Source organism: Streptomyces sp. NPDC048182 (assembly GCF_043202555.1).
Taxonomy (GTDB): Bacteria; Actinomycetota; Actinomycetes; order Streptomycetales; family Streptomycetaceae; genus Streptomyces.
The window spans coordinates 71,846-95,528 of record NZ_JBIDAQ010000011.1 but is presented as its reverse complement, the minus strand read 5'-3'; the positions used below and the strand labels follow the sequence as shown (position 1 = coordinate 95,528).

Here is a 23,683-nt window from a genome sequence, read left to right as displayed (position 1 = left end):
ACGAACGGCGCGAGGGCGCCCGGAGCCGTACCGCTCCGGGCGCCCTCGTCGCGTGCGGACCGCGTCAGGCCAGCGTCGGCCGTCGCGCCAGCGACAGCGTGCGCCGGGCCAGCGCCACCACCGCCGCGTCGATGAACCGCCCGTCCGGCAGCGCCTGGGCGCCCGGCTGGGCGGTGGCCGCCTTCAGGATCGTCTCCGCCTCCTCCAGCTCCCGCTCGGTCGGCAGGTACGCCCGCTCGATGATCGGCAGCTGCCGGGGATGGATCGCCGCCCGGCCCAGGAAGCCCAGCGCCCGCCCGTGCGCGCAGGACGCGGCCAGCCCCTCCAGGTCCCGGGTGTCCGGATGCACCGTCTGCGAGGGCGGCGCGAGCCCCGCCGCCCGGGCGGCGACGACCACCCGGGAGCGCGACCAGTCCAGGCCCGCGTTCCCGCGCACCCCCAGGTCCACCGCGAGGTCCGCCTCGCCGAGCGCGATGCCGCGCAGCGCCGGGTGGGCGGCGGCGATCGGGTACGCCCGCTCCACGCCCAGGGCCGACTCGAGGAGGGCGTACAGCGGCGGCCCGTCGGTGGCAGCGGCGACGGAGAGGATCTGCTCCGGCGAGTCGACCTTGGGCAGCCGCAGCCCCGACAGGCCCGGCAGCGCGGCCAGCGCTGCCAGGTCCGCGTCGGCCCAGTCGGTGTCCGGGCCGTTCACGCGGACGTGCACCGGGACCGGCTGCGGCTCGGTGAGCAGCTCGGCGGTGGCCTCGCGGGCGTAGACCTTGCGGTCCGGGGCGACCGCGTCCTCCAGGTCGACGACCACCACGTCGGCCCCGGCGGCCAGCGCCTTGGCGACCACATGGGGCCGGTCCCCGGGAGCGTAGAGCCAGGTCAGTGCGGGTGCGCTCATACGACGCCCTCCTCGCGCAGCTCCTTGACGTCGGCCGGGGTCAGGCCCAGCTCGGCCAGCACCTCCTCGGTGTCCGCGCCGTGCGGGCGGCCCGCCCAGCGGATCGCGCCCGGCGTGGCGGAGAGCCGGAAGAGGACGTTCTGCATCCGCAGCGGGCCCAGCTCGGGATCGTCCACGGTGGTGATGGTGTCCAGGGCCTGGTACTGCGGGTCGGCCAGCACGTCCCGCACGTCCTGCACCGGGGCGACGGCCGCCTCGGCCTTCTCGAAGGCGGCCAGCACGTCGGCGCGGGAGTGCCGGGCGATCCAGGCGCCGACCGCCGCGTCCAGTTCGTCGGCGTGCCGGGCCCGCTCCTCGCCGCTGGTGAACCACGGCTCGTCGATCAGCTCCGGGCGGCCCACCAGGCGCATCACCCGCTCGGCGACCGACTGCGCCGAGGTGGAGACGGCCACCCAGGTGCCGTCGGCGGTGCGGTAGGTGTTGCGCGGGGCGTTGTTCGCGGTGCGGTTGCCGGTGCGCGCCTGGACGTGGCCGAGCTGGTCGTACCAGAGCGGCTGCGGGCCGAGCACGGTCAGGATCGGCTCGATGATCGCCATGTCCACCACCTGCCCCTCCCCGGTGCGGTCGCGGGCGGCCAGCGCCGTCATCACCGCGTACGCCGTGGCCAGGGCGGCGATGGAGTCGGCGAGGCCGAACGGGGGGAGGGTCGGGGGCGCGTCCGGCTCGCCGGTCATCGCGGCGAAGCCGCTCATCGCCTCGGCGAGGGTGCCGAAGCCGGGGCGGCGCGCGTAGGGGCCGAACTGGCCGAAGCCGGTGACCCGGGTAAGGACCAGGCGCGGGTTGACGGCGGACAGGTCGTCCCAGCCCAGGTCCCACTTCTCCAGGGTGCCGGGGCGGAAGTTCTCGATCACGATGTCGGCGGTGGCGGCGAGGCGGAGCAGGGTGGCCCGGCCGCCGGGCTTGGACAGGTCGAGGGTCAGGGTGCGCTTGTTGCGGCCGAGCAGCTTCCACCACAGGCCCACCCCGTCCTTCGAGGGGCCGTGGCCCCGGGAGGGGTCGGGCCGGGTGGGGTGCTCCACCTTGACGACCTCGGCGCCGAAGTCGCCCAGCATGGTGGCGGCGAGCGGGCCGGCGAAGAGGGTGGCCAGGTCGAGGACGCGCAGGCCCGCCAGGGGCGCGGGGGTCGCGGGGGTCACGGGGCGCGGGGTCATGGGCGGGGGGCCTCTCTGTGGGCGAGGCGGTGGGTGAGCTGGGCGAGGGTGTCGAAGCCGGTGCCGTGGAAGTCGCCGACCGAGGTGGCCAGGCGGTTCTTCAGCGGGGCCGTCCACCGCTCGGGCAGTGCGCCGGGGGAGCCGGCCAGCAGGGCGGCGACGCTCCCGGCGGCGGCGCCGACCGAGTCGGTGTCCAGGCCCCCGGCGACGGCGCCCCGGATCGAGGTGGTGAAGTCGCCGTCGGCGTGGGTGAGGGCGGCGGCGAGGAGGGCGGTGTTGGGCACGGCGTGCACCCAGTGGTGGCCGGCGTGGGCGGCGTGCAGCGCGTCCACCACGGCGTCGAAGTCGGCGTGCGCCCGGGCCAGGTCCACGGCGTGCCGGACGGCCATGGCGAGCCGGGAGCCGGGCGGGACGACGGTGAGGCCGGCGGCCAGGCAGGCGTGGACGTCGTGGGTGCCGGCGGCGGCTGTGGCGACGACGGCCGCGGTGAACATGGCCGCGTAGACGCCGTTGGCGGTGTGGGTGAGGGTCGCGTCGCGGTGGGCCTGTTCGGCGGCGGCGCCGGGGTCGCCGGGGTTGGTCCAGCCGTGCACGTCGGCGCGGATCAGGGCGCCGATCCACTCCCGGAAGGGGTTGCGGTGCCGGGCGGTGTCCGGGGGTTCGAGACCGGCCAGGAGGTTGCCGTAGGCGAGGCGCTCGGCGGTGAAGGTGCGGCCCGCCGGCAGCTCGTCCAGCCAGACGCGGGCGACGTCGGCGGTGGTGAAGTCGCGGCCGTGGTGCTGGAGGAGGAGCAGGTTGAGGAGGGGGTAGTTGAGGTCGTCGTCCTCCGGCATGCCGTCGATGTTCTCGGCGAGGGAGGTGGCGGCCGAGCGGCGGTTCCAGGGGTGCCGGGCGGCGAGGTCGGCGGGCAGGCCGCGGGCGGTGAAGTAGCCGGTCAGGGGCCAGTTGCCGGTGGCCCGGCCGATCTCGCGGATGGCGTCCAGGGGCAGCTTCTCCACCGGTTTGCCGAGCAGGCAGCCGGCGGCGCGGCCCAGCCAGGCGGCCTCCAGGCGGTCGGGGGTGATGTCGGTGTGCCGCGTGGCCGGCCAGTCGGGGCACCGGGCCTTGATCGCGGCGAGGTCGGTGGGCTCGCGGTCCGCCGTGGGGCAGGGCATCGCGGCCAGTTCGTCGAGCAGGTCCTCCGCCAGCAGGCGCAGGTAGCGGGAGGCAGGTTCGGGGGAGGCGCCCGCGCGCGGGGGTGCCTCCCAGCCGCCGGCCGACCGCCAGCGGGTGGCGACGGCGGTGGCGTCCCGGCCGTCCTGGCGGGCCTGGGCCAGCTCGTGCCCGACCAGGTCCTCGGGCTGCACCCAGGTCAGGCGGAGCACTCCGCGCCCCCGATCCCGTCGAACGCCCGCTCATGGGCCCGCCGCCGCTCGACGTCCCGGGCGAAGACCTCCCGGGTCACCGCGGTGAGCGTGGCCGCCGGCTCCCACAGGTCCAGGCGGCTGGCCTCCGCGACCGTCTTCGCCCACTCCTCGGGCACCGGCGAGCCCAGCGCGCCGGCCAGGGCGCCGGCCATGGTGGCGATGGAGTCGCAGTCGCGGCCGTAGTTGACCGAGCCGAGCACCGCGTGCCGGTAGTCGCCGCCGGCCGCGAGCAGCATGCCGAGGGCGACGGGGAGTTCCTCGATGGCGTGCAGCCGGGAGGGGCGGCGGGCGCCGAGGGAGGGGGCGCGGTAGTCGGGGCCGACCGTGTCGAAGGGGGCGACGGCCGCGCGCAGGGGCGTGAGCGCCGACTCGGTGTCCGTGTGCCGGGACGCCTCCTCGCTGACCGCCTCGATCGCCGCCCGCGTGCCGTCCTTGGCCAGTGCCAGGCAGGTCTCCACCACCGACTCCGGGGTGGCGCCGGGCGCGCAGGCCGCCGCGACCGCCGCCGCGAAGACGCCGGCCGCCTCCCGGCCGTAGGACGACTGGTGGGCGCCGGCGACGTCGAGGGCCTCGGCGTAGGCGGCGGCGGGGTTGGCCGCGTTGACCAGGCCGACCGGGGCCATGTACATCGCCGCCCCGCAGTTGACGATGTTGCCGGTGCCGGCCTCGCGGGGGTCGACGTGGCCGTAGTGGATCCGGGCGACCAGCCACTTCTCGGCGAGGAAGATCCGTTGCAGGGGCAGGGCCTCGGCCTCCAGCTCGGGGACCCAGCGCGGGTTGGTCATCAGGTCGGGGACCAGGTGCTCGGCGACGGCGTAGGCGTCGAGGTGGTCGCGGACGGTGGCGTAGACGCGGACCAGGGCGTGCGTCATCAAGGTGTCGTCGGTGACGTGGCCGTCGCCCTTGTGGTACGGCGCGATGGGGCGGGCGGTGCGCCAGGCGTCGCCGTTCCAGGGGCCGACGATGCCGTGGATCCGGCCGCCGTGGCGCTCGGCGATCTGGTCGGGGGAGTAGCCCTCGACGGGGCCGCCGAGGGCGTCGCCGACGGCCGCGCCGACGAGGGCGCCGGCGACGCGCTCCTCCAGGGTGGCGGGTCCGGTGCGGGGGGTGGCGGGGGTCATGTCGCGCGTCCTTCCGGTCGTCGGTCGGGGTGCGGGGTCCCGGCGGGCCGGGTGCCGGGGTGCGGGGCGTCCGCGTCCAGGAGTGCGGCCAGCTCCACCAGGTCGGTGCCGGTCAGGCGGGGCAGGCAGCAGCCGGGCAGCACGCGGCAGGCGTCCCGCCAGGTGTCCGGCACCGCGGCGCCGCCGCCGAGCGCGCCGGTGAGGGCGCCGGCCAGGGCGGGCGCGGAGTCCGCGACCCGGGACAGGCAGGCCGCCGCGGGCACCGCCTCCGCGATCCTGCCCCGGGCCGCGAGGCTCAGGGCGAGGGCCACGGGCACGGTCTCGGCGGCGGCCACGCCGTAGCTGTAGACGTGGTCGACGATCCGGTGCTCCAGGGGCGGTACGAGGGCGAAGGCGCTCTCCGCGCGCTCGGCCAGCGCGAGGGCCTGGCGGGCGTTGCGCCCGATCTCCGTCTCCTCGGGCAGCTCGGCGAGGGCGGCCCGCACGCAGCCGGCCACGTCGGTGCCGGCCAGGGCGCTCGCCAGCGCCGCCGCCATCGCCCGGGCGCCGTGCACGCCGTCGCCGTCCTGGGTGTAGCGGGCGTCGAACTCGGCGAGGGCGGCGGCGCGGCGCGGGTCGCCGGGATGGGCGACGGCCAGGACGCAGGCCCGCACGCAGGCGGCGTCGTCGAAGTGGTGCGGGTTGTCGTGCCCGGTGGCGGGCGGGCGCAGGCCGGTGGCCAGGTTGCCGAGGCCCGCCCGCACCGAGATCCGGGCCCGCAGCGGCAGCACGGCCGACTCGATCTCGGGGGCGCGGTCCGCGGCGGCGGCGACCTCGCTGGCCAGGGCGTTCCAGGTCAGGTCGATCGCGGCCCGTATCCGGCGGTCCCGGCTCAGATCCCCGAGCGCCGCCGCGTCCCCGGCCCGCAGCACGGCCTCCGCGGCGAACGCCGCCCACTCGGCGTCGTCGGAGGGGCCGAGGAGCAGGGGCTCGGGCGGCTGGTTCAGGGCGATGGGGACGGGGAGGGTGGTGGTCGCGTTCTGCTCGGCGAAGGTGTCCAGCTCGCGGGTCAGCCGCCGCGTCCACTCGGGCATCCGCGCGGCCCGGTGCCGGGCGGCGGGCCAGCCGGCGGCGTCCCCGACGGCCAGCCCGAGCAGCAGGCCCTCGAGCCGGCGGGCGCCGGGGGCGATGAGGGGGGTGGGGACCGCGCCGGCCGGTTCCGCCGCGAGCGACGGCATCGTCAGGGGCCCGCTCCCCGCCGGGCCGGGCTGCTCCAGCGCCTCCGGCGGGGCGGCGTACGCCGTGGCGGCGGGCGTCCCGGCCTCCGGCCGCGTCACGAGCCGGCCTCCACCGCGGGTTCGCCGTCGGGCGCGGGCACGATCACGTACGGGGCGCCGTCCCGTGCGCCGGGCGCTGCCGCTGTGGCGCCGACCTGAACGCCGTCCCGGCCGCCGGGCCTCGCGCCGTCGGGTTCGGCGTCCTGGGTGGGGGGTGCTGTGGCTGTGCCGTCGGGTTCGGCGTCTTGGGTGGGGGGCGCCGTGCCTGTGCCGTCGGCTTCGGTGGTCGGGGTACGGGGTGCTGTGCTCCTGCCGTCGGCTGCGCGGTCACCGGTGGCGGGAGCTGTGCCCACGGCTTGGGCGCGGACACCGTCCCGGGCGTCGAGCCTCGCCCTCGCGCCGTCGGCTTCGCCGTCCCGGGTGCGAGGTCCTTTGCCCGCGCCGTCGGCTTCGCTGGTTCGGGTGCCGCGGCCCGTTCTCGCGCCGTCGGCTTCGCTGCCTCGGGTGCCGCGCGCCGTTCTCGTAGCGTCGGCCTCGCTTCTCAGGGTGCAGCGCCCCGCACCGCCCACTGCGCCGCTCCCGGCGTCACGCCCCGCACCGCCCACTGCCCCGCCCCCGGCGCTGTCCCCCGCCCCAGCCCCGTCCACCCCGCCCCCGGCGCCGCCCCGCCCCCGCTCGCGTTCTGCCGCCGCCACCAACAGGTCCGCCACCTCCCGTACATGCTGCCCAGCCATCGCCGGCAGGCAGCTGCCGCGGGCCGGGCCGATGGCCGAGGACCACTCCGGCGGGATCGCGGCGGCGCCGTGGGTCGCGCCGGACAGGGCGCCCGCGACCGCAGCCGTGGTGTCGGCGTCGCGGCCCATGTTGACGGCCGTCAGCACCGCCTGCCGGAAGTCCCCGTCGGCCGCGGCGTACGCCCCGAAGGCCAGGGCGACGGCCTCCGGGGCCAGGTCGGTCCAGGGGTAGCCGCCGATGACGACCGCGGAGCGGACGGCGCGTTCGCCGCGGTGGGCCGCCGTCATCGCGCGGCGCAGGCAGCGCGCCGTCCAGGAGTCCTCCGGGACCACCGCGAGGGCCGAGGCCACGACCACGTCAGGCACCGCGCCCGCCATCGCCGCCGCGACGCCCGCCGCCACCGCCTGGCCGCCGTAGATGCCCTCACCGTCGTGACTGACCGATCCGTCGATCGCCACGAGCCGGGCCGCCTCGGCCGGGCGGCCCGCCGCGAAGACGCCGTGCGGCGCGGCCCGCATCGCGAGCCCGTCGCTCCAGGCGTGCCGGTGCTGTGCGGAGATGGGGGCGGCCAGGCCCCGGCGCAGGTTCTCCAGGGTGCCGCGCTCGCTGAAGCCCGCCCCCCGGAAAGGCCCCTCCTCCCGGTCCGCGATGAACTCGTGCCAGGCCGCCTCCACGTGCGCCGGGGTGAGCCCCGAGCCGTGCCGGGCGAGGAGCAACCCGGAGAAGATGGCGTACTCCGTGTCGTCCGTGCCCGCCGGCACCTCGGCGACGTAGCCGGTGATACGGCCCCAGCGGGCGCGGATCTCCGAGGGCTTCAGGTTCTCCGCGGGCGCCCCGAGGGCGTCCCCGACGGCCAGGCCGAGCAGCGCGCCGCGGGCGCGTTCGCGCAGTGCGGTGGATGCCATGGACGCCATGGATGCCATGCGGCGGCTCCTCATCCGTTCGCGACGTTCGCGGACTGTGCCGGAACTGTCCCCGGTGCGGTGCGCGGCGCAGCCTCAGCGGCCCCGGTGTCACCCGGTCGACATCTGCGCGGGGCGGCTCACGAATGAGCAAGAAAGGGTAAAGCCGCAGGTAAGCGCAGCCTTTCCTTGCTGGCACGGCCGGAATGATCGACGTAGATTGGGCGTTGTCGAGAAGTAGAACCGATCCAAATCCGATCCGAATCCGGGGGACATCGTGGCCATCATCGAGACCGAAGCCGTCCTGCACGAGGCGCACCGCGACAACCACACCCACCGCGACGTCAACGGCGGCTGGCTGCGCCCCGCCGTGTTCGGCGCCATGGACGGCCTGGTCTCCAACCTGGCCCTGATGACCGGCGTCGCCGGCGGCTCGGCCGGCCAGCACACCATCGTGCTCAGCGGCCTCGCGGGCCTCGCCGCCGGCGCCTTCTCCATGGCCGCCGGCGAGTACACCTCCGTCGCCTCCCAGCGCGAGCTGGTCGAGGCCGAGCTGGACGTCGAGCGCCGCGAACTGCGCAAGCACCCCGCCGACGAGGAGGCCGAGCTGGCCGCCCTGTACGCGGCCCGGGGCGTCGAGCCCGACCTCGCCCGCGAGGTGGCCCGGCAGCTGTCCCGCGACCCGGAGCAGGCCCTGGAGATCCACGCCCGCGAGGAGCTGGGCGTCGACCCCGCCGACCTGCCCTCGCCGCTGGTCGCGTCCGTGTCGTCGTTCGGGTCCTTCGCCCTCGGCGCCCTGCTGCCGGTGCTGCCCTTCCTGCTGGGGGCCGCCTCGCTGTGGCCGGCGGTGCTGCTCGCGCTGGCCGGGCTGTTCCTGTGCGGCGCGGTGGTGGCCCGGGTGACGGCGCGCAGCTGGTGGTACAGCGGCCTGCGCCAGCTCGCCCTCGGCGGTGCCGCGGCCGGTGTGACGTACCTCCTGGGCAATCTGTTCGGTACGACCGTAGGATGACCCGGCCCGGCCATCTCTGACTTATGCGAGGGGCCGCATAAGTACCCGTTACTCGCTGGTTTCGAGTGCGTGACCACCGGGCATGAGCCGTAAGCGCTGTGGGCAATGAGGCCTGCCGTGCACCGCGGAGCGAGCGACGAAGCCCGCCCCGCCGCACCACCCCGTCGGGCCGCCGGACACCGATCTGCCCGCGCCGGCCCCCACAGCTTCCGTCCCACCGGGCGCGAAAGTCCGTGCACACCCCCCGACGGTGTCCGCATGTTGGAATGGACTATCCGCTTTCCGAGAACCGCTCCATCATGTAACCTGCACGAAATTTTGCGCTCACGCAGAGGGCCAACGTCGTCCCTCGGCACTGCACTTGCCACTTGACGACGACGGGAGAGCCGATGCGTACGCCGCGCCAGCCGTCCCAGCACTCCGCGAACGACCGCGCCGTGAGCCGGTCCTTCATGGATGCTCGCCCTGCCGCGCAGGGTATGTACGACCCCCGCAACGAGCACGACGCCTGCGGCGTCGGTTTCGTCGCCACCCTCACCGGCGAGGCGTCCCACCAGCTGGTCGAACAGGCCCTCACCGTCCTGCGCAACCTGGAGCACCGCGGCGCGACCGGCTCCGAGCCCGACTCCGGCGACGGCGCGGGCATCCTCTCCCAGGTCCCCGACGCCTTCTTCCGCGAGGTCGCCGGGTTCGAGCTGCCCGCGGCCGGCGGCTACGCCGTCGGCATCGCCTTCCTCCCCGAGGACGGCACCGACGAGGCCGTGGCGCGCATCGAGGCCGTCGCCGGCGAGGAGGGCCTCACCGTCCTCGGCTGGCGCGACGTCCCGGTCGCCCCGGGGCTGCTCGGCGCCACCGCCCGCGCCACGATGCCCGCCTTCCGCCAGATCTTCGTCGCCGACGGCCCCGCACAGGCCGCCGGCGGCCCCGCCCAGGGCATCGCCCTGGACCGCCGGGCCTTCGCGCTGCGCAAGCGCGCCGAGCGCGAGGTCGGCGTCTACTTCCCGTCGCTGTCCGCGCGGACCATCGTCTACAAGGGCATGCTGACCACCGGCCAGCTCGAGCCCTTCTTCCCGGACCTCTCCGACCGTCGCTTCGCCTCCGCGATCGCGCTGGTGCACTCCCGGTTCTCCACCAACACCTTCCCGTCCTGGCCGCTCGCCCACCCGTACCGCTTCGTCGCGCACAACGGCGAGATCAACACGGTCCGCGGCAACCGGAACTGGATGACCGCCCGCGAGACCCAGCTCGCCTCCGACCTCTTCGGCGGCTCCCCGGACCTGGAGCGGCTCTTCCCGGTCTGCACCCCCGACGCCTCCGACTCCGCCTCCTTCGACGAGGTCCTGGAACTGCTCCATCTCGGCGGGCGCTCCCTGCCGCACTCGGTGCTGATGATGATCCCGGAGGCGTGGGAGAACCACGACTCCATGGAGCCGGCCCGGCGCGCCTTCTACCAGTACCACTCCACGATGATGGAGCCCTGGGACGGCCCCGCCTGCGTCACCTTCACCGACGGCACCCAGGTCGGCGCGGTCCTCGACCGCAACGGCCTGCGTCCCGGCCGCTACTGGGTCACCGACGAGGGCCTGGTCGTCCTCGGCTCCGAGGTCGGCGTCCTCGACATCGACCCCGCCAAGGTGGTCCGCAAGGGCCGCCTCCAGCCCGGCCGCATGTTCCTGGTGGACACCGCCGAGCACCGCATCATCGAGGACGACGAGATCAAGGCGTCCCTCGCCGCCGAGCAGCCCTACGCCGAGTGGCTGGAGGCCGGCGAGATCGAGCTGGGTGACCTGCCCGAGCGCGAGCACATCGTGCACACCCACGCCTCGGTCACCCGCCGCCAGCAGACCTTCGGCTACACCGAGGAGGAGCTGCGCGTCCTGGTCGCGCCGATGGCCCGCGCCGGCGCCGAGCCGATCGGCTCCATGGGCACCGACTCGCCCATCGCCGCCCTCTCCGAGCGCCCCCGGCTGCTCTTCGACTACTTCACCCAGCTCTTCGCGCAGGTCACCAACCCGCCGCTGGACGCCATCCGCGAGGAACTGGTCACCTCGCTGCGCTCCTCCCTCGGCCCGCAGGGCAACCTCCTCGACCCGACCGCGGCCTCCTGCCGCTCCGTCGTGCTGCCCTTCCCGGTCATCGACAACGACGAGCTGGCCAAGCTCATCCACATCAACGCCGACGGCGACATGCCCGGCTTCAAGGCCGCGACCCTCTCCGGCCTCTACCGCGTGCACGGCGGCGGCGAGGCGCTCGCGAACCGCATAGCGGAGATCTGCGCCGAGGCCGACGCCGCCATCGACAACGGCGCCCGCCTGATCGTGCTCTCCGACCGGCACTCCGACGCCGAGCACGCGCCGATCCCCTCCCTGCTGCTCACCGCGGCCGTCCACCACCACCTCATCCGCACCAAGCAGCGCACCGAGGTGGGCCTCCTCGTCGAGGCCGGCGACGTCCGCGAGGTCCACCACGTCGCCCTGCTCATCGGCTACGGCGCCGCCGCGGTCAACCCGTACCTGGCCATGGAGTCCGTCGAGGACCTGGTCCGCGCCGGCACCTTCCTGGAGACCGAGGACGGCGAGCCCGAACAGGCCATCCGCAACCTGATCTACGCCCTCGGCAAGGGTGTCCTCAAGGTCATGTCCAAGATGGGCATCTCCACCGTCGCCTCCTACCGCGGCGCCCAGGTCTTCGAGGCCGTCGGCCTGGACGAGGGCTTCGTCGCGGAGTACTTCCACGGCACCGCCACCAAGATCGGCGGTGTCGGCATCGACGTCGTCGCCAAGGAGGTCGCCGCCCGGCACGCCAAGGCGTACCCGGCCAGCGGCATCGCCCCGGCCCACCGCGCGCTGGAGATCGGCGGCGAGTACCAGTGGCGCCGCGAGGGCGAGCCGCACCTGTTCGACCCGGAGACCGTCTTCCGCCTCCAGCACTCCACCCGCTCGGGCCGCTACGACGTCTTCAAGCAGTACACCGACCGGGTCAACGAGCAGTCCGAGCGCCTGATGACGCTGCGCGGCCTGTTCGGCTTCGACTCCGGGCGCGCGCCGATCTCCGTGGACGAGGTCGAGCCGGTCTCCGAGATCGTCAAGCGCTTCTCCACCGGCGCCATGTCGTACGGCTCCATCTCCCAGGAGGCGCACGAGACGCTCGCCATCGCCATGAACCAGCTGGGCGGCAAGTCCAACACCGGTGAGGGCGGCGAGGACCCCGAGCGGCTCTACGACCCGGCCCGCCGCTCCTCGATCAAGCAGGTCGCCTCCGGCCGGTTCGGCGTCACCTCCGAGTACCTGGTCAACGCCGACGACATCCAGATCAAGATGGCCCAGGGCGCCAAGCCCGGCGAGGGCGGCCAGCTGCCCGGCCACAAGGTCTACCCGTGGGTCGCCAAGACCCGGCACTCGACGCCCGGCGTCGGCCTGATCTCCCCGCCGCCGCACCACGACATCTACTCCATCGAGGACCTCGCCCAGCTCATCCACGACCTGAAGAACGCCAACCCGCAGGCCCGCATCCACGTGAAGCTGGTCTCCGAGGTCGGCGTCGGCACGGTCGCGGCCGGCGTGTCCAAGGCGCACGCCGACGTGGTGCTGATCTCCGGCCACGACGGCGGCACCGGCGCCTCCCCGCTCACCTCGCTCAAGCACGCGGGCGGCCCCTGGGAACTGGGCCTCGCCGAGACCCAGCAGACCCTGCTGCTCAACGGGTTGCGGGACCGGATCGTCGTGCAGACCGACGGCCAGCTCAAGACCGGCCGCGACGTGGTCATCGCCGCGCTGCTCGGCGCCGAGGAGTTCGGCTTCGCCACCGCGCCGCTGGTCGTCTCCGGCTGCGTCATGATGCGCGTCTGCCACCTCGACACCTGCCCGGTCGGCATCGCCACCCAGAACCCGGTGCTGCGCGAGCGCTACGCCGGCAAGGCCGAGCACGTGGTGAACTTCTTCCGGTTCATCGCCGAGGAGGTCCGCGAGCTCCTCGCCGAGCTGGGCTTCCGCTCCATCGAGGAGGCCGTCGGCCACGCCGAGGCCCTCGACGTCACCCGCGCGGTCGACCACTGGAAGGCCCAGGGCCTCAACCTGGAGCCGCTCTTCCACGTGCCCGCCCTGCCCGAGGGCGCCGTGCGCCACCAGGCCGTCGGCCAGGACCACGGCCTGGAGAAGGCGCTCGACAACGAGCTGATCAAGCTCGCCGCCGACGCGCTCGGCGCCACCGACGCCACCGAGGCCGCCCCCGTGCGCGCCCAGGTGAGCATCCGCAACATCAACCGCACGGTCGGCACCATGCTCGGCCACGAGGTGACCAAGAAGTTCGGCGGCGCCGGGCTGCCCGACGACACCGTCGACATCACCTTCACCGGCTCCGCCGGCCAGTCCTTCGGCGCCTTCGTGCCGCGCGGCATCACCCTGCGCCTGGAGGGCGACGCCAACGACTACGTCGGCAAGGGCCTCTCCGGCGGCCGGCTCGTGGTCCGCCCCGACCGGGGCGCCGACCACCTCGCCGAGTACTCCACCATCGCCGGCAACACCATCGGCTACGGTGCCACCGGCGGCGAGATGTTCCTGCGCGGCAAGGTCGGCGAGCGCTTCTGCGTCCGCAACTCCGGCGCGCTGGTCGTCTCCGAGGGCGTCGGCGACCACGGCTGCGAGTACATGACCGGCGGCCACGCGGTGGTCCTCGGCGAGACCGGGCGCAACTTCGCGGCCGGCATGTCCGGCGGCATCGCCTACGTCATCGACCTCGACCGGGACAACGTCAACGCCGGCAACGTCGCGGCCGTGGAGGCCCTGGACGACGCCGACCGGGACTGGCTGCACGACGTGGTGCGCCGGCACGCCGAGGAGACCGGCTCCACCGTCGCCGGGAAGCTGCTCGCGAACTGGTCCGAGGCCGCCGGGCGCTTCAGCAAGATCATCCCCAGCACGTACAAGGCAGTGCTCGCCGCCAAGGACGCCGCCGAGCGAGCCGGTCTCTCCGAGACCGAGATCACCGAGAAGATGATGGAGGCGGCGACCAATGGCTGATCCCAAGGGCTTTCTCAACCACGGCCGCGAGCTGGCCACCTCCCGCCCGGTCGACGAGCGCGTCAGGGACTGGAACGAGGTCTACGTCCCCGGCTCCCTGCTGCCGATCATCAGCAAGCAGGCCAGCCGCTGCATGGACTGCGGCATCCCGTTCTGCCACAACGGCTGTCCGCTCGGGAACCTGATCCCGGAGTGGAACGACTACGCCTACCGCGAGGACTGGGGCGCCGCCTCCGAGCGGCTGCACGCCACCAACAACTTCCCGGAGTTCACCGGGCGGCTGTGCCCGGCCCCCTGCGAGTCGGCGTGCGTGCTCGGCATCAACCAGCCGCCGGTGACCATCAAGAACGTCGAGGTCTCCATCATCGACAAGGCGTGGGAGACCGGGGACGTCGCCCCGCAGATCCCCGAGCGCCTGTCCGGCAAGACCGTCGCCGTCATCGGCTCCGGCCCGGCCGGCCTGGCCGCCGCCCAGCAGCTCACCCGGGCCGGCCACACGGTCGCCGTCTACGAGCGCGCCGACCGCGTCGGCGGCCTGCTGCGGTACGGCATCCCCGAGTTCAAGATGGAGAAGCGGCACATCAACCGCCGCATCGAGCAGATGCGCGCGGAGGGCACCCGCTTCCGCACCGGCGTCGAGATCGGCCGCGACCTGAAGGCCGGCGACCTGAAGAAGCGCTACGACGCCGTCGTCATCGCCGCCGGCGCCACCACCGCCCGCGACCTGCCGGTCCCCGGCCGCGAGCTGAAGGGCATCTACCAGGCCATGGAGTTCCTGCCCCTGGCCAACAAGGTCCAGGAGGGCGACTACGTGGCGCCCCCGATCTCCGCCGAGGGCAAGCACGTCGTCGTCATCGGCGGCGGCGACACCGGCGCCGACTGCGTGGGCACCGCCCACCGCCAGGGCGCGGCCTCCGTCACGCAGCTGGAGATCATGCCCCGCCCGGGCGAGGAGCGGAACCCGCTCGCCCAGCCGTGGCCGACCTTCCCCATGCTGTACAAGGTCACCTCGGCCCACGAGGAGGGCGGCGAGCGGGTCTACGCCGTCTCCACCACCCACTTCGAGGGCGACGCCGACGGCAACGTGCAGTGGCTGCACCTGGGCGAGGTCGAGTTCATCGAGGGCCGGCTCACCCCGAAGCCCGGCAGCGAGCGGAAGATCCCCGCGCAGCTGGTCACCCTCGCCATGGGCTTCACCGGCACCGACCGGGACAACGGCCTGGTCGACCAGTTCGGCCTCGACCTGGACGAGCGCGGTAACATCGCACGCGACGCCGACTTCCAGACCAACGTGCCGGGTGTGTTCGTCGCCGGTGACGCCGGCCGCGGCCAGTCGCTCATCGTCTGGGCGATCGCGGAGGGCCGCTCGGCCGCCCGCGGCGCGGACCGCTTCCTCACCGGAGCCAGCGACCTGCCGGCCCCGATCCGTCCGACGGACCGGGCCCTGACGGCCTGACCGCTCGGCGCAGACGTCCCGTACAAAGGCGTACGGGCGGGACATCTGGGGACACCCCAGACCCCGTAGACGGAGCCCGCCCCCTGTCCCCGACCGGACCCGGGGGCGGGCACCGTTGTCTCAGTCATGGGCCGCAGGAGCCGAGGGGGAGCCGAAGATGGCCGCGATCAGTCTCACCAAGGTCGAGGAGACCGCGCCCGCGCTGGTCAGCCTGTACAAGAGCGCCGGGGAGTCGCTCGCCAAGCACGGCATGGCAGGGACCCGGGCCGCCGTCTACCTCGTCGTGGACTACTCCGGCTCCATGAAGCCGTACTACCAGGACGGCACCGTGCAGGCCCTCGCCGAACGGGTGCTCGGGCTCTCCGCGCACCTGGACGACGACGGCAGCGTGCCGGTGGTGTTCTTCTCCACCGACGTCGACGCCGTCACCGAGATCGCCCTCGCCGACCACACGGGCCGGGTGGAGCGGATCGTCGCCGGCCTCGGACACATGGGGAAGACCAGCTACCACCTGGCCATGGACGCCGTCATCGACCACTACCTCGACAGCGGCTCGCGCCACCCCGCCCTGGTCGTCTTCCAGACCGACGGCGGACCGATCAACCGGCTCGCCGCCGAGAAGTACCTCTGCAAGGCCGCCGTGCTGCCGCTGTTCTGGCAGTTCGTCGGCTTCGGCGACCCGGGCAGCCGGCAGTTCGAGTACCTGCGCAAGCTGGACGAGCTGGCCGTGCCCGGGAAGCGGGTCGTGGACAACGCGGGCTTCTTCCACGCCGGCCGCGACCCGCGCCGGGTGAGCGACGCCGAGCTGTACGACCGCCTGGTGGGGGAGTTCCCCGACTGGCTGGCCGCCGCCCGGGCCCGGGGCATCGTCAGCGCGTGAGCGCGTAGCCGAGCAGCACGGCCGCCGACACCTCCACCATCCCCGGCGCCAGGTCGCCGGAGGAGTCGCCGCCCCCGCCGCCGTGCCCCCGGTAGCGCTGCGCGGCGTACTCCGCGTCCACGTCCTGGATGTGCAGCACCACGCCCAGCCGCACCCCCGCAGCCTCCGCGTACACCTCCGCCTTGCGCCGGGCCGCCGCCACCGCCCGGCGCCGGGCCTCGTCCCGCAGCACCGGCTTGTCCGGCACGTCGAACTCCACGCTGTCGATGCGGTGGGCGCCCGCCTCCACCGCGTCCACGATCAGCTGCTGGAGGCCGTCGAGGGCCTCCGTCTCCACCACGTACGCCGCCTGGCAGGCGTAGCCCAGGAACGTGCGCTCGGCCCCGTAGCCGCTGTGCTGCGAGGTCAGCTCCAGGCGGGAGCCCGAGACCGCCGTGTCCGCTATCCCGTGCCGCCGCAGCACCGCCCGCAGCCGGGCCACGGCCGCACCCGCCTCGCCGAACGCCCGGTCCGGCGAGGGCTCGAGCACGTCCACCGCCAGCCGCACCCGCGCCAGCCGCGGCTCGGCCCGCACACTGCCCGCCCCGTACACACTGAGCCCCCAGGGCTCCCCGATCGCCTGTGTCATGCGGGCATTCAAGCACCGCGCCGCGCACGCCGGGGAGGCTGTGGAAAACCCCGGGCGGCACGTCAGGTGTCGCACTCCAGCACCGTCCGGCACAGCCCGCACCGCGCCCGCACCCGGCCCCGCACCGGCAGCCGGATCCGCTGGTGGCAGGTCGGGCAGGGGAACGCCACCCGCAGCGACCCGTCCGCCCCGCCCGATGCGCCCGCCGCGCCCGCCGCGCCCGGCGCGAAGGAGTAGCCGGCGTCCGCCGCGGCACCGCCGCCGTGCACGTCCTGGGCATGCCGCCGGTCCCGGGCGTAGCGGCGGCGCCCCGCCCACCCGGCCGCCGTCAGCGGCGGCTGCCGCGCGTCCTGCCGGGCCAGCGCCAGGCCCTTGCCGTACGCCGTGTACGCCTGCGGGCTGGTGAACCACACCGAGGGGTCCTCGCCGAACACCAGCGCCCGCTTGGCCAGCACGTACCCGAACTCCTCCGGGGTGAGGTACCCCAGCTTCTGCGAGGACGCCGCGTCCTCCCGGTAGGCGTCCAGGAGCAGCCAGCCCGCGCCGAGGTACGTCGTCGCGGTGTCGGTGAGGATCTCGTTGTCCCGGGTGCCGGGGAAGGACAGGTCCAGGCGGTGCAGGTAGACGTGCATGACCTCGTGGGCCAGGGCCGCGCCGATGTCCCGGCGGTGGGTGCGGAAGCGGTCGTTCAGCTCGATGAAGTACTCCGGGCCCGCGGTCAGCTCGACGTTCGCCGCGTGCGTCATCTCCCGGAAGGAGACGATCATCCGGGCGTCCGGCAGCCGGTAGTGGGCCACCAGCTCGCGGGCCACCCGCTGGGCGCCCAGATACAGGTCGTCGGTGTCGCAGAACGCCACGTCGGCCGGGGCCACGCTGGCCGCGAAGGTCCGCACCGTGTCGTGCGACAGCCGCCGGTACAGCGCGGTCACCGCGGCACGCACCGTCTCCAGATGCGGGAAGCCGTGCTCGACCGGACCGCCGTTCGCCACGCCCGCACCCCCAAGACCGGGAACCCCCGTCCCACTCTACGACCGGCCCCGCCGCCGGGCGGCGCACGACCCGTAGGGTGGTCCCCCATGACCACCAGCAACACCGGTACCGGCGCCGCCCCGGCCGTCCGCGACGAACTGGCCCGGCTGCGCGACAGCATCGACAACATCGACGCCGCCGTCGTCCACATGCTCGCCGAGCGCTTCAAGTGCACCCAGCAGGTCGGCCACCTCAAGGCCCGCCACCAGCTGCCGCCCGCCGACCCGGCGCGCGAGGCCCAGCAGATCGCCCGGCTGCGCTCCCTCGCCGAGAGCGCCAAGCTCGACCCGGCCTTCGCCGAGAAGTTCCTGAACTTCATCATCGCCGAGGTGATCCACCACCACGAGCGCATCGCCGAGGACTCCGGGAAGCGGTAACCCCCTCGTGCCGCGCGCCGGGCATCGGGCAGCATGGCGTCCATGTCCGTACTCACGCGCGACGAAGCGCAGACCCGTGCCAGGCTCCTCGACGTCCACCACTACGCGATCGACCTCGATCTCACCCGTGGCGAGGAGACCTTCGACTCCCGTACCGTCATCCGCTTCACCGTCCGCGGCGAGGCCGACGCCACGGACACCTTCGTCGAGGTCAAGCCGGCCGAGCTGCGCACCGTCACGCTGGACGGGCACCCCTTGGACCCCGCCGCCCTGGACGACGGGCGGCTGCCGCTGACGGGCCTCGCCCCCGGCGAGCACGAGCTGTGCGTCGAGGCCGCCATGGCCTACTCCCGCACCGGCGAGGGCATGCACCGCTTCACCGACCCCGCCGACGGCGAGACCTACCTCTACACCCAGCTCTTCCTCGACGACGTCCAGCGCGTCTACGCCGCCTTCGACCAGCCCGACCTCAAGGCCGTCTTCGACCTCGCCGTCACCGCCCCCGAGGGCTGGACCGTGCTGGCCAACGGCGTCACGGAGCACCTCGGCGACGGCCGGTGGAAGGCCGCCACCACCCCGCCGATCTCCACCTACCTCCTCGCGGTCGCGGCCGGCCCCTACCACTCGGTGCGCACCGACCACCGCGGCCTGCCCTTCGGCATCCACTGCCGGCGCTCCCTCGCCGCCCACCTGGACGCGGACGCCGAGGAGATCCTCGACATCACCCGCGCCTGCTTCGACCGCTACCACGAGAAGTTCGCCGAGCCCTACCCCTTCGACTCCTACGACCAGGCATTCGTCCCCGAGTTCAACGCCGGCGCCATGGAGAACCCCGGCCTGGTCACCTTCCGCGACGACTTCGTCTTCCGGTCCGCCGTCACCGACACCCAGCGGCAGGTGCGGGCCATGGTCATCGCCCACGAGATGGCCCACATGTGGTTCGGCGACCTCGTCACCCTCACGTGGTGGGACGACATCTGGCTGAACGAGTCCTTCGCCGAGTACATGGGCTACCAGACCACCGCCGAGGCCACCCGCTTCACCGGCACCTGGACCGAGTTCGGCCTCAGCCGCAAGTCCTGGGGCTACGACGCCGACCAGCGGCCCACCACCCACCCCGTCGCCCCCGACGACGTCGCCGACAGCGCCTCCGCCCTGCTCAACTTCGACGGCATCTCGTACGCCAAGGGCGCCTCCGCGCTGCGCCAGCTCGTCACCTGGCTCGGCGAGAAGGACTTCCTCGCCGGCATCAACATCCACTTCGAGCGGCACCGGTTCGGCAACGCCACCCTCGCCGACTTCGTCGACTCCCTCGCCGCCGCCACCGACCGCGACGTGCACGCCTGGGCCGACGCGTGGCTGCGCACCACCGGCGTCGACACGATCACCGCCGCGGTCCGCACCGAACCCGGCCGGTGGGCCCTCACCCTGGACCGGGCCGGCTCCCGCCCCCACCGCGTCACCGTCGGTGTCTACGACCGCGACCTGTCCGACGGCCGCTCCCTGCGCCTGCGCGAGCGCTACGAGACCGACGTCCCGCAGACCGGCGACCCCGAGCCCCGCCCCGGCATCGCCCCGGCCCTCGTCGTGCCCAACGACCTCGACCTCACCTACGCCAAGATCCGCCTGGACGAGACCTCCCTGGAGACCGCCCTGCGCGGCCTGTCCGGCATCCCCGACCCCATCACCCGGGTCCTGGTCTGGAACGCGCTGCGCGACATGGTCCGCGACGGCGAACTCGCCCCCGCCGACTACCTTGCCACCGCCGCCGCCCACCTCGGCGAGGAGACCGACCTCGCCCTCGTCGACGGCGTCCTCACCTTCGCCGCCACCCATGTCGCCGACCGCTACCTCCCGCCCGAGGAGCGCCCCGCCGCCCTGGCCACCCTCACCGAGCTGTGCCGCGACCTGATCCGCCGCACCGAGGACGGCGACCACCCCGGCCTGCGGCTGATCGCCGTGCGCCACCGCATCGACACCGCCCTGCACCCCGACACCATCGCCGCCTGGCTCGCCGACGGCACGGTCCCCGGCGGGCCCGAACTCGACCCCGAGCTGCGCTGGCGCGTCCTGACCCGCCTCGCCGTCCTCGGCGCCACCGACGAGGACGCCATCGCCGCGGAACTCGCCCGCGACCCCAGCGCCACCGGGCAGGAGGGCGCCGCCCGCTGCCGCGCCGCGCTGCCCGACGCCGAGGCGAAGAGCCGCGCCTGGGAGGCCATGTTCGCCACCGACGACCTCTCCAACTACCTGTTCACCGCCACCGCCCAGGGCTTCTGGCAGCCCGAACAGGCCGACCTGGTCGCCGGCTACGTCCCCCGCTTCTACGCCGAGGCGGTCGCCGTCGCCGCGCGCCGCGGGCCCGCCATCGCCGAGGCCGCCGGCCGGCACGCCTTCCCGGTCCACGCCGTCGACGCCGAGACCCTGCGGCTGGGCCACGAGTGCCTGGCGGACGCCGACCCGACCCCGGCGCTGCGCCGCAAGCTCGCCGACCAGCTCGACGACCTGGCGCGGGCGCTGCGGGTTCGGGAGGCCCAGACCGACTGATGCGGAGGGCGGGCGGCGCTGTCTGTCGGCTGCGGGTGCGTCGTGGCTGGTCGCGCAGTTCCCCGCGCCCCTAGGGCGTGTCCGCAAAGTCCCGCCTGCCGTGCGACGCCCGGCACCCACTCTCGCCGCACCGGCCGAACACCCGCGTACAACCAGTACGCGGGCGTCCGCCCGGCTCACCGAGAGCACGCACCGGACGCCGCGCGGCCCGCCCTACGGGCGGACGACGGGACTTTGCGGACACGCCCTAGGGCATGCGGTCACGCCTGCCTGCCGGGGCTAGGCACATCGCCTCCGCAACTCGCACTTCCCCCGCGGCACTTCCACCCTTTCGGGTTCCGATCCCCCCGCTTCCCCGGCGCGGCAGCGCCCCCGCCGGGAAGCTGGGGGCCCCCGTACCGGTGCCCGGAGGACAGTCATGGGTCTGCCGCCCCTCGCCTCGGGCCCCCAGGGCCCCGACGCCCTGCGCCCCCTGCTCGACACCGTGCTCGACGCCCTCCGCGCCGGCACCCGGGCCCGCAACGGCCCCCTGCCCGCCGGCGGCCCCGCCGAAGTGACCGCCCGGCTCCGCCACGCCGCCGGCGAGATCCTGCCCGAGCACGGCGACCCCGGCGCCCTGCGCGCCCTGGTCACCGCCCTCGCCGAGGGCGCCGCCGACCCCGCCGACCCCCGCTGCGCCGCCCACCTCCACGGACCGCCCCTCGCCGTGGCCGCCGCCGCGGACCTCGCCGCCAGCGCCCTGAACCCCTCCCTGGACTCCTGGGACCAGGCACCCGCCGCCTCCGCCCTGGAGGCCCTCGTCACCCAGGCCCTCGCCCGCGAGACGCGCACCGCCGACGCCCTCAGCACCACCGGCGGCACCGAGTCCAACCAGCTCGCCGTCCTCCTCGCCCGCGAACGCCACGGACCGCGCACCACACTGGTGCACGGCGCCAACGCCCACCACTCCCTGCCCCGCGCCGCCTGGCTCCTCGGCCTGCCCGACCCCGTCACCGTGCCCGCCCCCGCCGGCACCCTCGACCCCGCCGCCCTGGACGACGCCCTCACCCGCCTCCCCGGCCCGCACCTCGTCGCCGCCACCGCCGGCACCACCGACGCCGGCCTCATCGACCCACTCCCCGAGATCGCCCGCGTCTGCGCCGCCCACGGCGCCCGCCTGCACGTCGACGCCGCCTACGGCGCGGGCCTGCTCCTCAGCGACCGGCACCGCACCAAGCTCGACGGCCTCGACGCCGCCCACACCATCGCCCTCGACCTGCACAAACTCGGCTGGCAGCCCATCGCCGCCGGTTTCCTCGCCGTACGCGACACCGCCGACCTCGCCGCCCTGGCCCAGCGCGCCGACTACCTCAACCCCGACGACGACACCGAGGCCGGCCTGCCCGACCTGCTCGGCCGCTCCCTGCGCACCAGCCGCCGGCCCGACGTCCTCAAGACCGCCGTCACCCTCAAGACCCTGGGCCGCACCGGCCTCGGCGCCCTCGTCGACCACGTCCTCCAGCAGGCCGCCGGCTTCGCCGCCCTCGCCGACGCCGACCCGCGCACCGAGCTGTACGCCGCGCCCACCCTCAGCACCGTCCTCTTCCGGCCCGCCGGCGCGAACGACACCGCCGTCGCCGAACGCCGCCGCACCCTGCTCACCACCGGCCGCGCCGTCCTCGGCCGGGCCCGCGCCGACGGCCGGCTCTGGCTCAAGGCCACCTTCCTCAACCCCCACACCCGCCCCGCCGACCTGGCCGCGCTCCTCACCCTCGCGACGACACCCCCCGACCCGGAACCAGACCCGCGGCCGGCCCCGGAAGGACCCGCATGAACCCCACCGCCCCCGACACCCCCCGCGACCTCGTCGGCATCGGCATCGGACCCTTCAACCTCTCCCTCGCCGCCCTCGCCGACCCCCTCCCCGGCCTCGACGCCGTCTTCTACGACCGCCGGCCCGCCTTCCACTGGCACCCCGGGCTGCTCATCGACGGCGCCCGCATCCAGGTCCCCTACCTCGCCGACCTCGTCACCCTCGCCGACCCCGCCAGCCCCTGGTCCTTCCTCAACCACCTCAAGGCCCGCGACCGGCTCTTCCCCTTCTACTTCGCCGAACGCCACCACATCCAGCGCGCCGAGTACGACGCCTACTGCCGCTGGGTCGCCGAACAGCTCCCCACCCTCCGCTTCCACCACCAGGTCGACGCCGTCCGCTGGAACCCCGAGACCGCCCTCTTCGAGGTCGACCACACCCGCCTCGACGCCGACGGCACGGCCGAGGCCCTCGGCAGAACCCACACCCGCGACCTCGTCCTCGGCATCGGCACCGAACCCCACGTCCCCGAGCCCCTCGCCCCGCTCGCCGACACCCCCGGCGTCCCCGTCCTGCACGCCGCCCAGTACCTCGACCACCGCGAGAGCCTGCTCGCCGCCGGCCACGTCACCGTCGTCGGCACCGGCCAGTCAGGCGCCGAGATCTTCCTCGACCTGCTCCGCCACCGGCCCCGCGGACGCGAACGCCTGCACTGGCTCGGCCGCACCGACGCCTTCGCCCCCATGGAGTACTCCAAGCTCGGCCTGGAGCACTTCACCCCCGACTACACCCGCTACTTCCACGCCCTGACCGAACCCGTCCGCGACCGCCTCGTCGCCGACCAGTGGCAGCTCCACCGCGGCATCGACGCCGACACCGCCGCCGCCATCCACGACGAGCTGTACCGCCGCACCCTGGACGGCGGCTGGCCCGACACCGTCCTCACCCCCGGCGTCACCGTCCGCACCGCGGGCCGCCTCGCCACCACCAAGATCGAACTGCACCTGGAACACGCCCAGCAGAACACCCGCAGCCGCCTCACCACCGACGCCGTCGTCCTCGCCACCGGCTACCGCGAACGCCCCCTCGGCCCGCTGCTCACCGCCCTCGACCCCTACCTGCGCCGCGACAGCGCCGAACGCCCCCGCGTCGACGACCGCTACCGCCTCCTCCTCGACCCCAGCGTCACCGGCCGGATCTACGTCCAGAACGCCGAGACCCACACCCACGGCGTCGGCACCCCCGACCTCGGCCTCGCCGCCTGGCGCAGCGCCACCATCCTCAACGACCTCACCGGCACCGAGCCCTACCCCCTGCCCGACCGCACCGCCTTCACCACCTTCGGCCTGGAACAGCAGCGGCCCCGGATCCCGTCCGCACGCCACCCGAGGACGCTCACGCCCCTGGTGGACGGGATCTGAGGCCGC

General features: G+C 74.6%; 16 protein-coding genes. 8 read left to right on the top strand and 8 right to left on the bottom strand.

Annotation, left to right across the window (positions count from 1 at the left end; all coding sequences use genetic code 11):
• Positions 1 to 64: 64 nt before the first annotated feature.
• From ACGFZL_RS21685 to ACGFZL_RS21660, 6 genes are read right to left on the bottom strand one after another with little or no spacing between them, the layout of a single operon-like run.
• Positions 65 to 889, bottom strand: a complete 825-nt coding sequence (locus ACGFZL_RS21685; RefSeq protein ID WP_393693896.1) for an HpcH/HpaI aldolase/citrate lyase family protein — start codon at positions 887 to 889, stop codon at positions 65 to 67.
• Positions 886 to 2,100 (bottom strand): CaiB/BaiF CoA transferase family protein, encoded by a 1,215-nt coding sequence (locus tag ACGFZL_RS21680; RefSeq protein WP_393693894.1) that lies wholly within the window; start codon positions 2,098 to 2,100, stop codon positions 886 to 888. Before ACGFZL_RS21680 ends, ACGFZL_RS21685 begins: the two co-directional genes overlap by 4 nt.
• A complete protein-coding gene (locus ACGFZL_RS21675) occupies positions 2,097 to 3,464 on the bottom strand; it encodes an ADP-ribosylglycohydrolase family protein (protein WP_393693892.1) in 1,368 nt (455 codons plus the stop codon). The genes ACGFZL_RS21680 and ACGFZL_RS21675 overlap by 4 nt, the downstream gene beginning before the upstream one ends.
• Positions 3,452 to 4,627 carry an ADP-ribosylglycohydrolase family protein gene (locus tag ACGFZL_RS21670; protein WP_393693890.1) on the bottom strand — a complete coding sequence of 392 codons (1,176 nt, stop codon included), beginning with the start codon at positions 4,625 to 4,627 and terminating at the stop codon, positions 3,452 to 3,454. Before ACGFZL_RS21670 ends, ACGFZL_RS21675 begins: the two co-directional genes overlap by 13 nt.
• Positions 4,624 to 5,943, bottom strand: a complete 1,320-nt coding sequence (locus ACGFZL_RS21665) for an ADP-ribosylglycohydrolase family protein (protein ID WP_407078458.1) — start codon at positions 5,941 to 5,943, stop codon at positions 4,624 to 4,626. The genes ACGFZL_RS21670 and ACGFZL_RS21665 overlap by 4 nt, the downstream gene beginning before the upstream one ends.
• Positions 5,940 to 7,541 (bottom strand): ADP-ribosylglycohydrolase family protein, encoded by a 1,602-nt coding sequence (locus tag ACGFZL_RS21660; RefSeq protein ID WP_393693888.1) that lies wholly within the window; start codon positions 7,539 to 7,541, stop codon positions 5,940 to 5,942. The genes ACGFZL_RS21665 and ACGFZL_RS21660 overlap by 4 nt, the downstream gene beginning before the upstream one ends.
• Positions 7,542 to 7,797: 256 nt before the next feature.
• Here ACGFZL_RS21660 and ACGFZL_RS21655 point away from each other — a divergent pair, with 256 nt between their 5' ends.
• The 4 genes from ACGFZL_RS21655 to ACGFZL_RS21640 all read left to right on the top strand — a co-directional run bounded on the left by ACGFZL_RS21655 (position 7,798) and on the right by ACGFZL_RS21640 (position 15,883).
• Positions 7,798 to 8,529, top strand: a complete 732-nt coding sequence (locus tag ACGFZL_RS21655) for a VIT1/CCC1 transporter family protein (RefSeq protein WP_393693886.1) — start codon at positions 7,798 to 7,800, stop codon at positions 8,527 to 8,529.
• Between the two features lie 389 nt (positions 8,530 to 8,918).
• Complete coding sequence (gltB, locus tag ACGFZL_RS21650; protein ID WP_393693884.1) at positions 8,919 to 13,547, top strand: glutamate synthase large subunit; 4,629 nt, start codon at positions 8,919 to 8,921, stop codon at positions 13,545 to 13,547.
• A complete protein-coding gene (locus tag ACGFZL_RS21645) occupies positions 13,540 to 15,003 on the top strand; it encodes a glutamate synthase subunit beta (RefSeq protein ID WP_393693882.1) in 1,464 nt (487 codons plus the stop codon). The genes gltB and ACGFZL_RS21645 overlap by 8 nt, the downstream gene beginning before the upstream one ends.
• Positions 15,004 to 15,160: 157 nt before the next feature.
• Entirely contained in the window at positions 15,161 to 15,883 is a 723-nt protein-coding gene (locus ACGFZL_RS21640) for a vWA domain-containing protein (protein ID WP_393693880.1), read from the top strand.
• On the opposite strand, the gene ACGFZL_RS21635 is transcribed toward ACGFZL_RS21640, so the two are convergent.
• Positions 15,873 to 16,511, bottom strand: coding sequence for an SIMPL domain-containing protein (locus ACGFZL_RS21635; protein WP_393693878.1), 639 nt, complete (start codon positions 16,509 to 16,511; stop codon positions 15,873 to 15,875). The two genes, ACGFZL_RS21640 and ACGFZL_RS21635, sit on opposite strands and share 11 nt — an antisense overlap.
• A 62-nt stretch (positions 16,512 to 16,573) precedes the next feature.
• A complete protein-coding gene (locus ACGFZL_RS21630; RefSeq protein ID WP_393693876.1) occupies positions 16,574 to 17,500 on the bottom strand; it encodes a hypothetical protein in 927 nt (308 codons plus the stop codon).
• A gap of 87 nt (positions 17,501 to 17,587) precedes the next feature.
• Between ACGFZL_RS21630 and ACGFZL_RS21625 the strand changes: the two genes are divergently transcribed.
• From ACGFZL_RS21625 to ACGFZL_RS21610, 4 genes are all read left to right on the top strand, one after another.
• On the top strand, positions 17,588 to 17,917 hold the full coding sequence (locus tag ACGFZL_RS21625; RefSeq protein ID WP_355176060.1) for a chorismate mutase: 330 nt from the start codon (positions 17,588 to 17,590) through the stop codon (positions 17,915 to 17,917).
• A 33-nt stretch (positions 17,918 to 17,950) separates the two neighbouring features.
• Positions 17,951 to 20,464 carry an aminopeptidase N gene (gene pepN, locus ACGFZL_RS21620; RefSeq protein ID WP_393693873.1) on the top strand — a complete coding sequence of 838 codons (2,514 nt, stop codon included), beginning with the start codon at positions 17,951 to 17,953 and terminating at the stop codon, positions 20,462 to 20,464.
• A 418-nt stretch (positions 20,465 to 20,882) separates the two neighbouring features.
• Entirely contained in the window at positions 20,883 to 22,277 is a 1,395-nt protein-coding gene (locus ACGFZL_RS21615; RefSeq protein WP_393693871.1) for a pyridoxal phosphate-dependent decarboxylase family protein, read from the top strand.
• Complete coding sequence (locus ACGFZL_RS21610; RefSeq protein ID WP_355176057.1) at positions 22,274 to 23,677, top strand: SidA/IucD/PvdA family monooxygenase; 1,404 nt, start codon at positions 22,274 to 22,276, stop codon at positions 23,675 to 23,677. The genes ACGFZL_RS21615 and ACGFZL_RS21610 overlap by 4 nt, the downstream gene beginning before the upstream one ends.
• Positions 23,678 to 23,683: the final 6 nt, after the last annotated feature.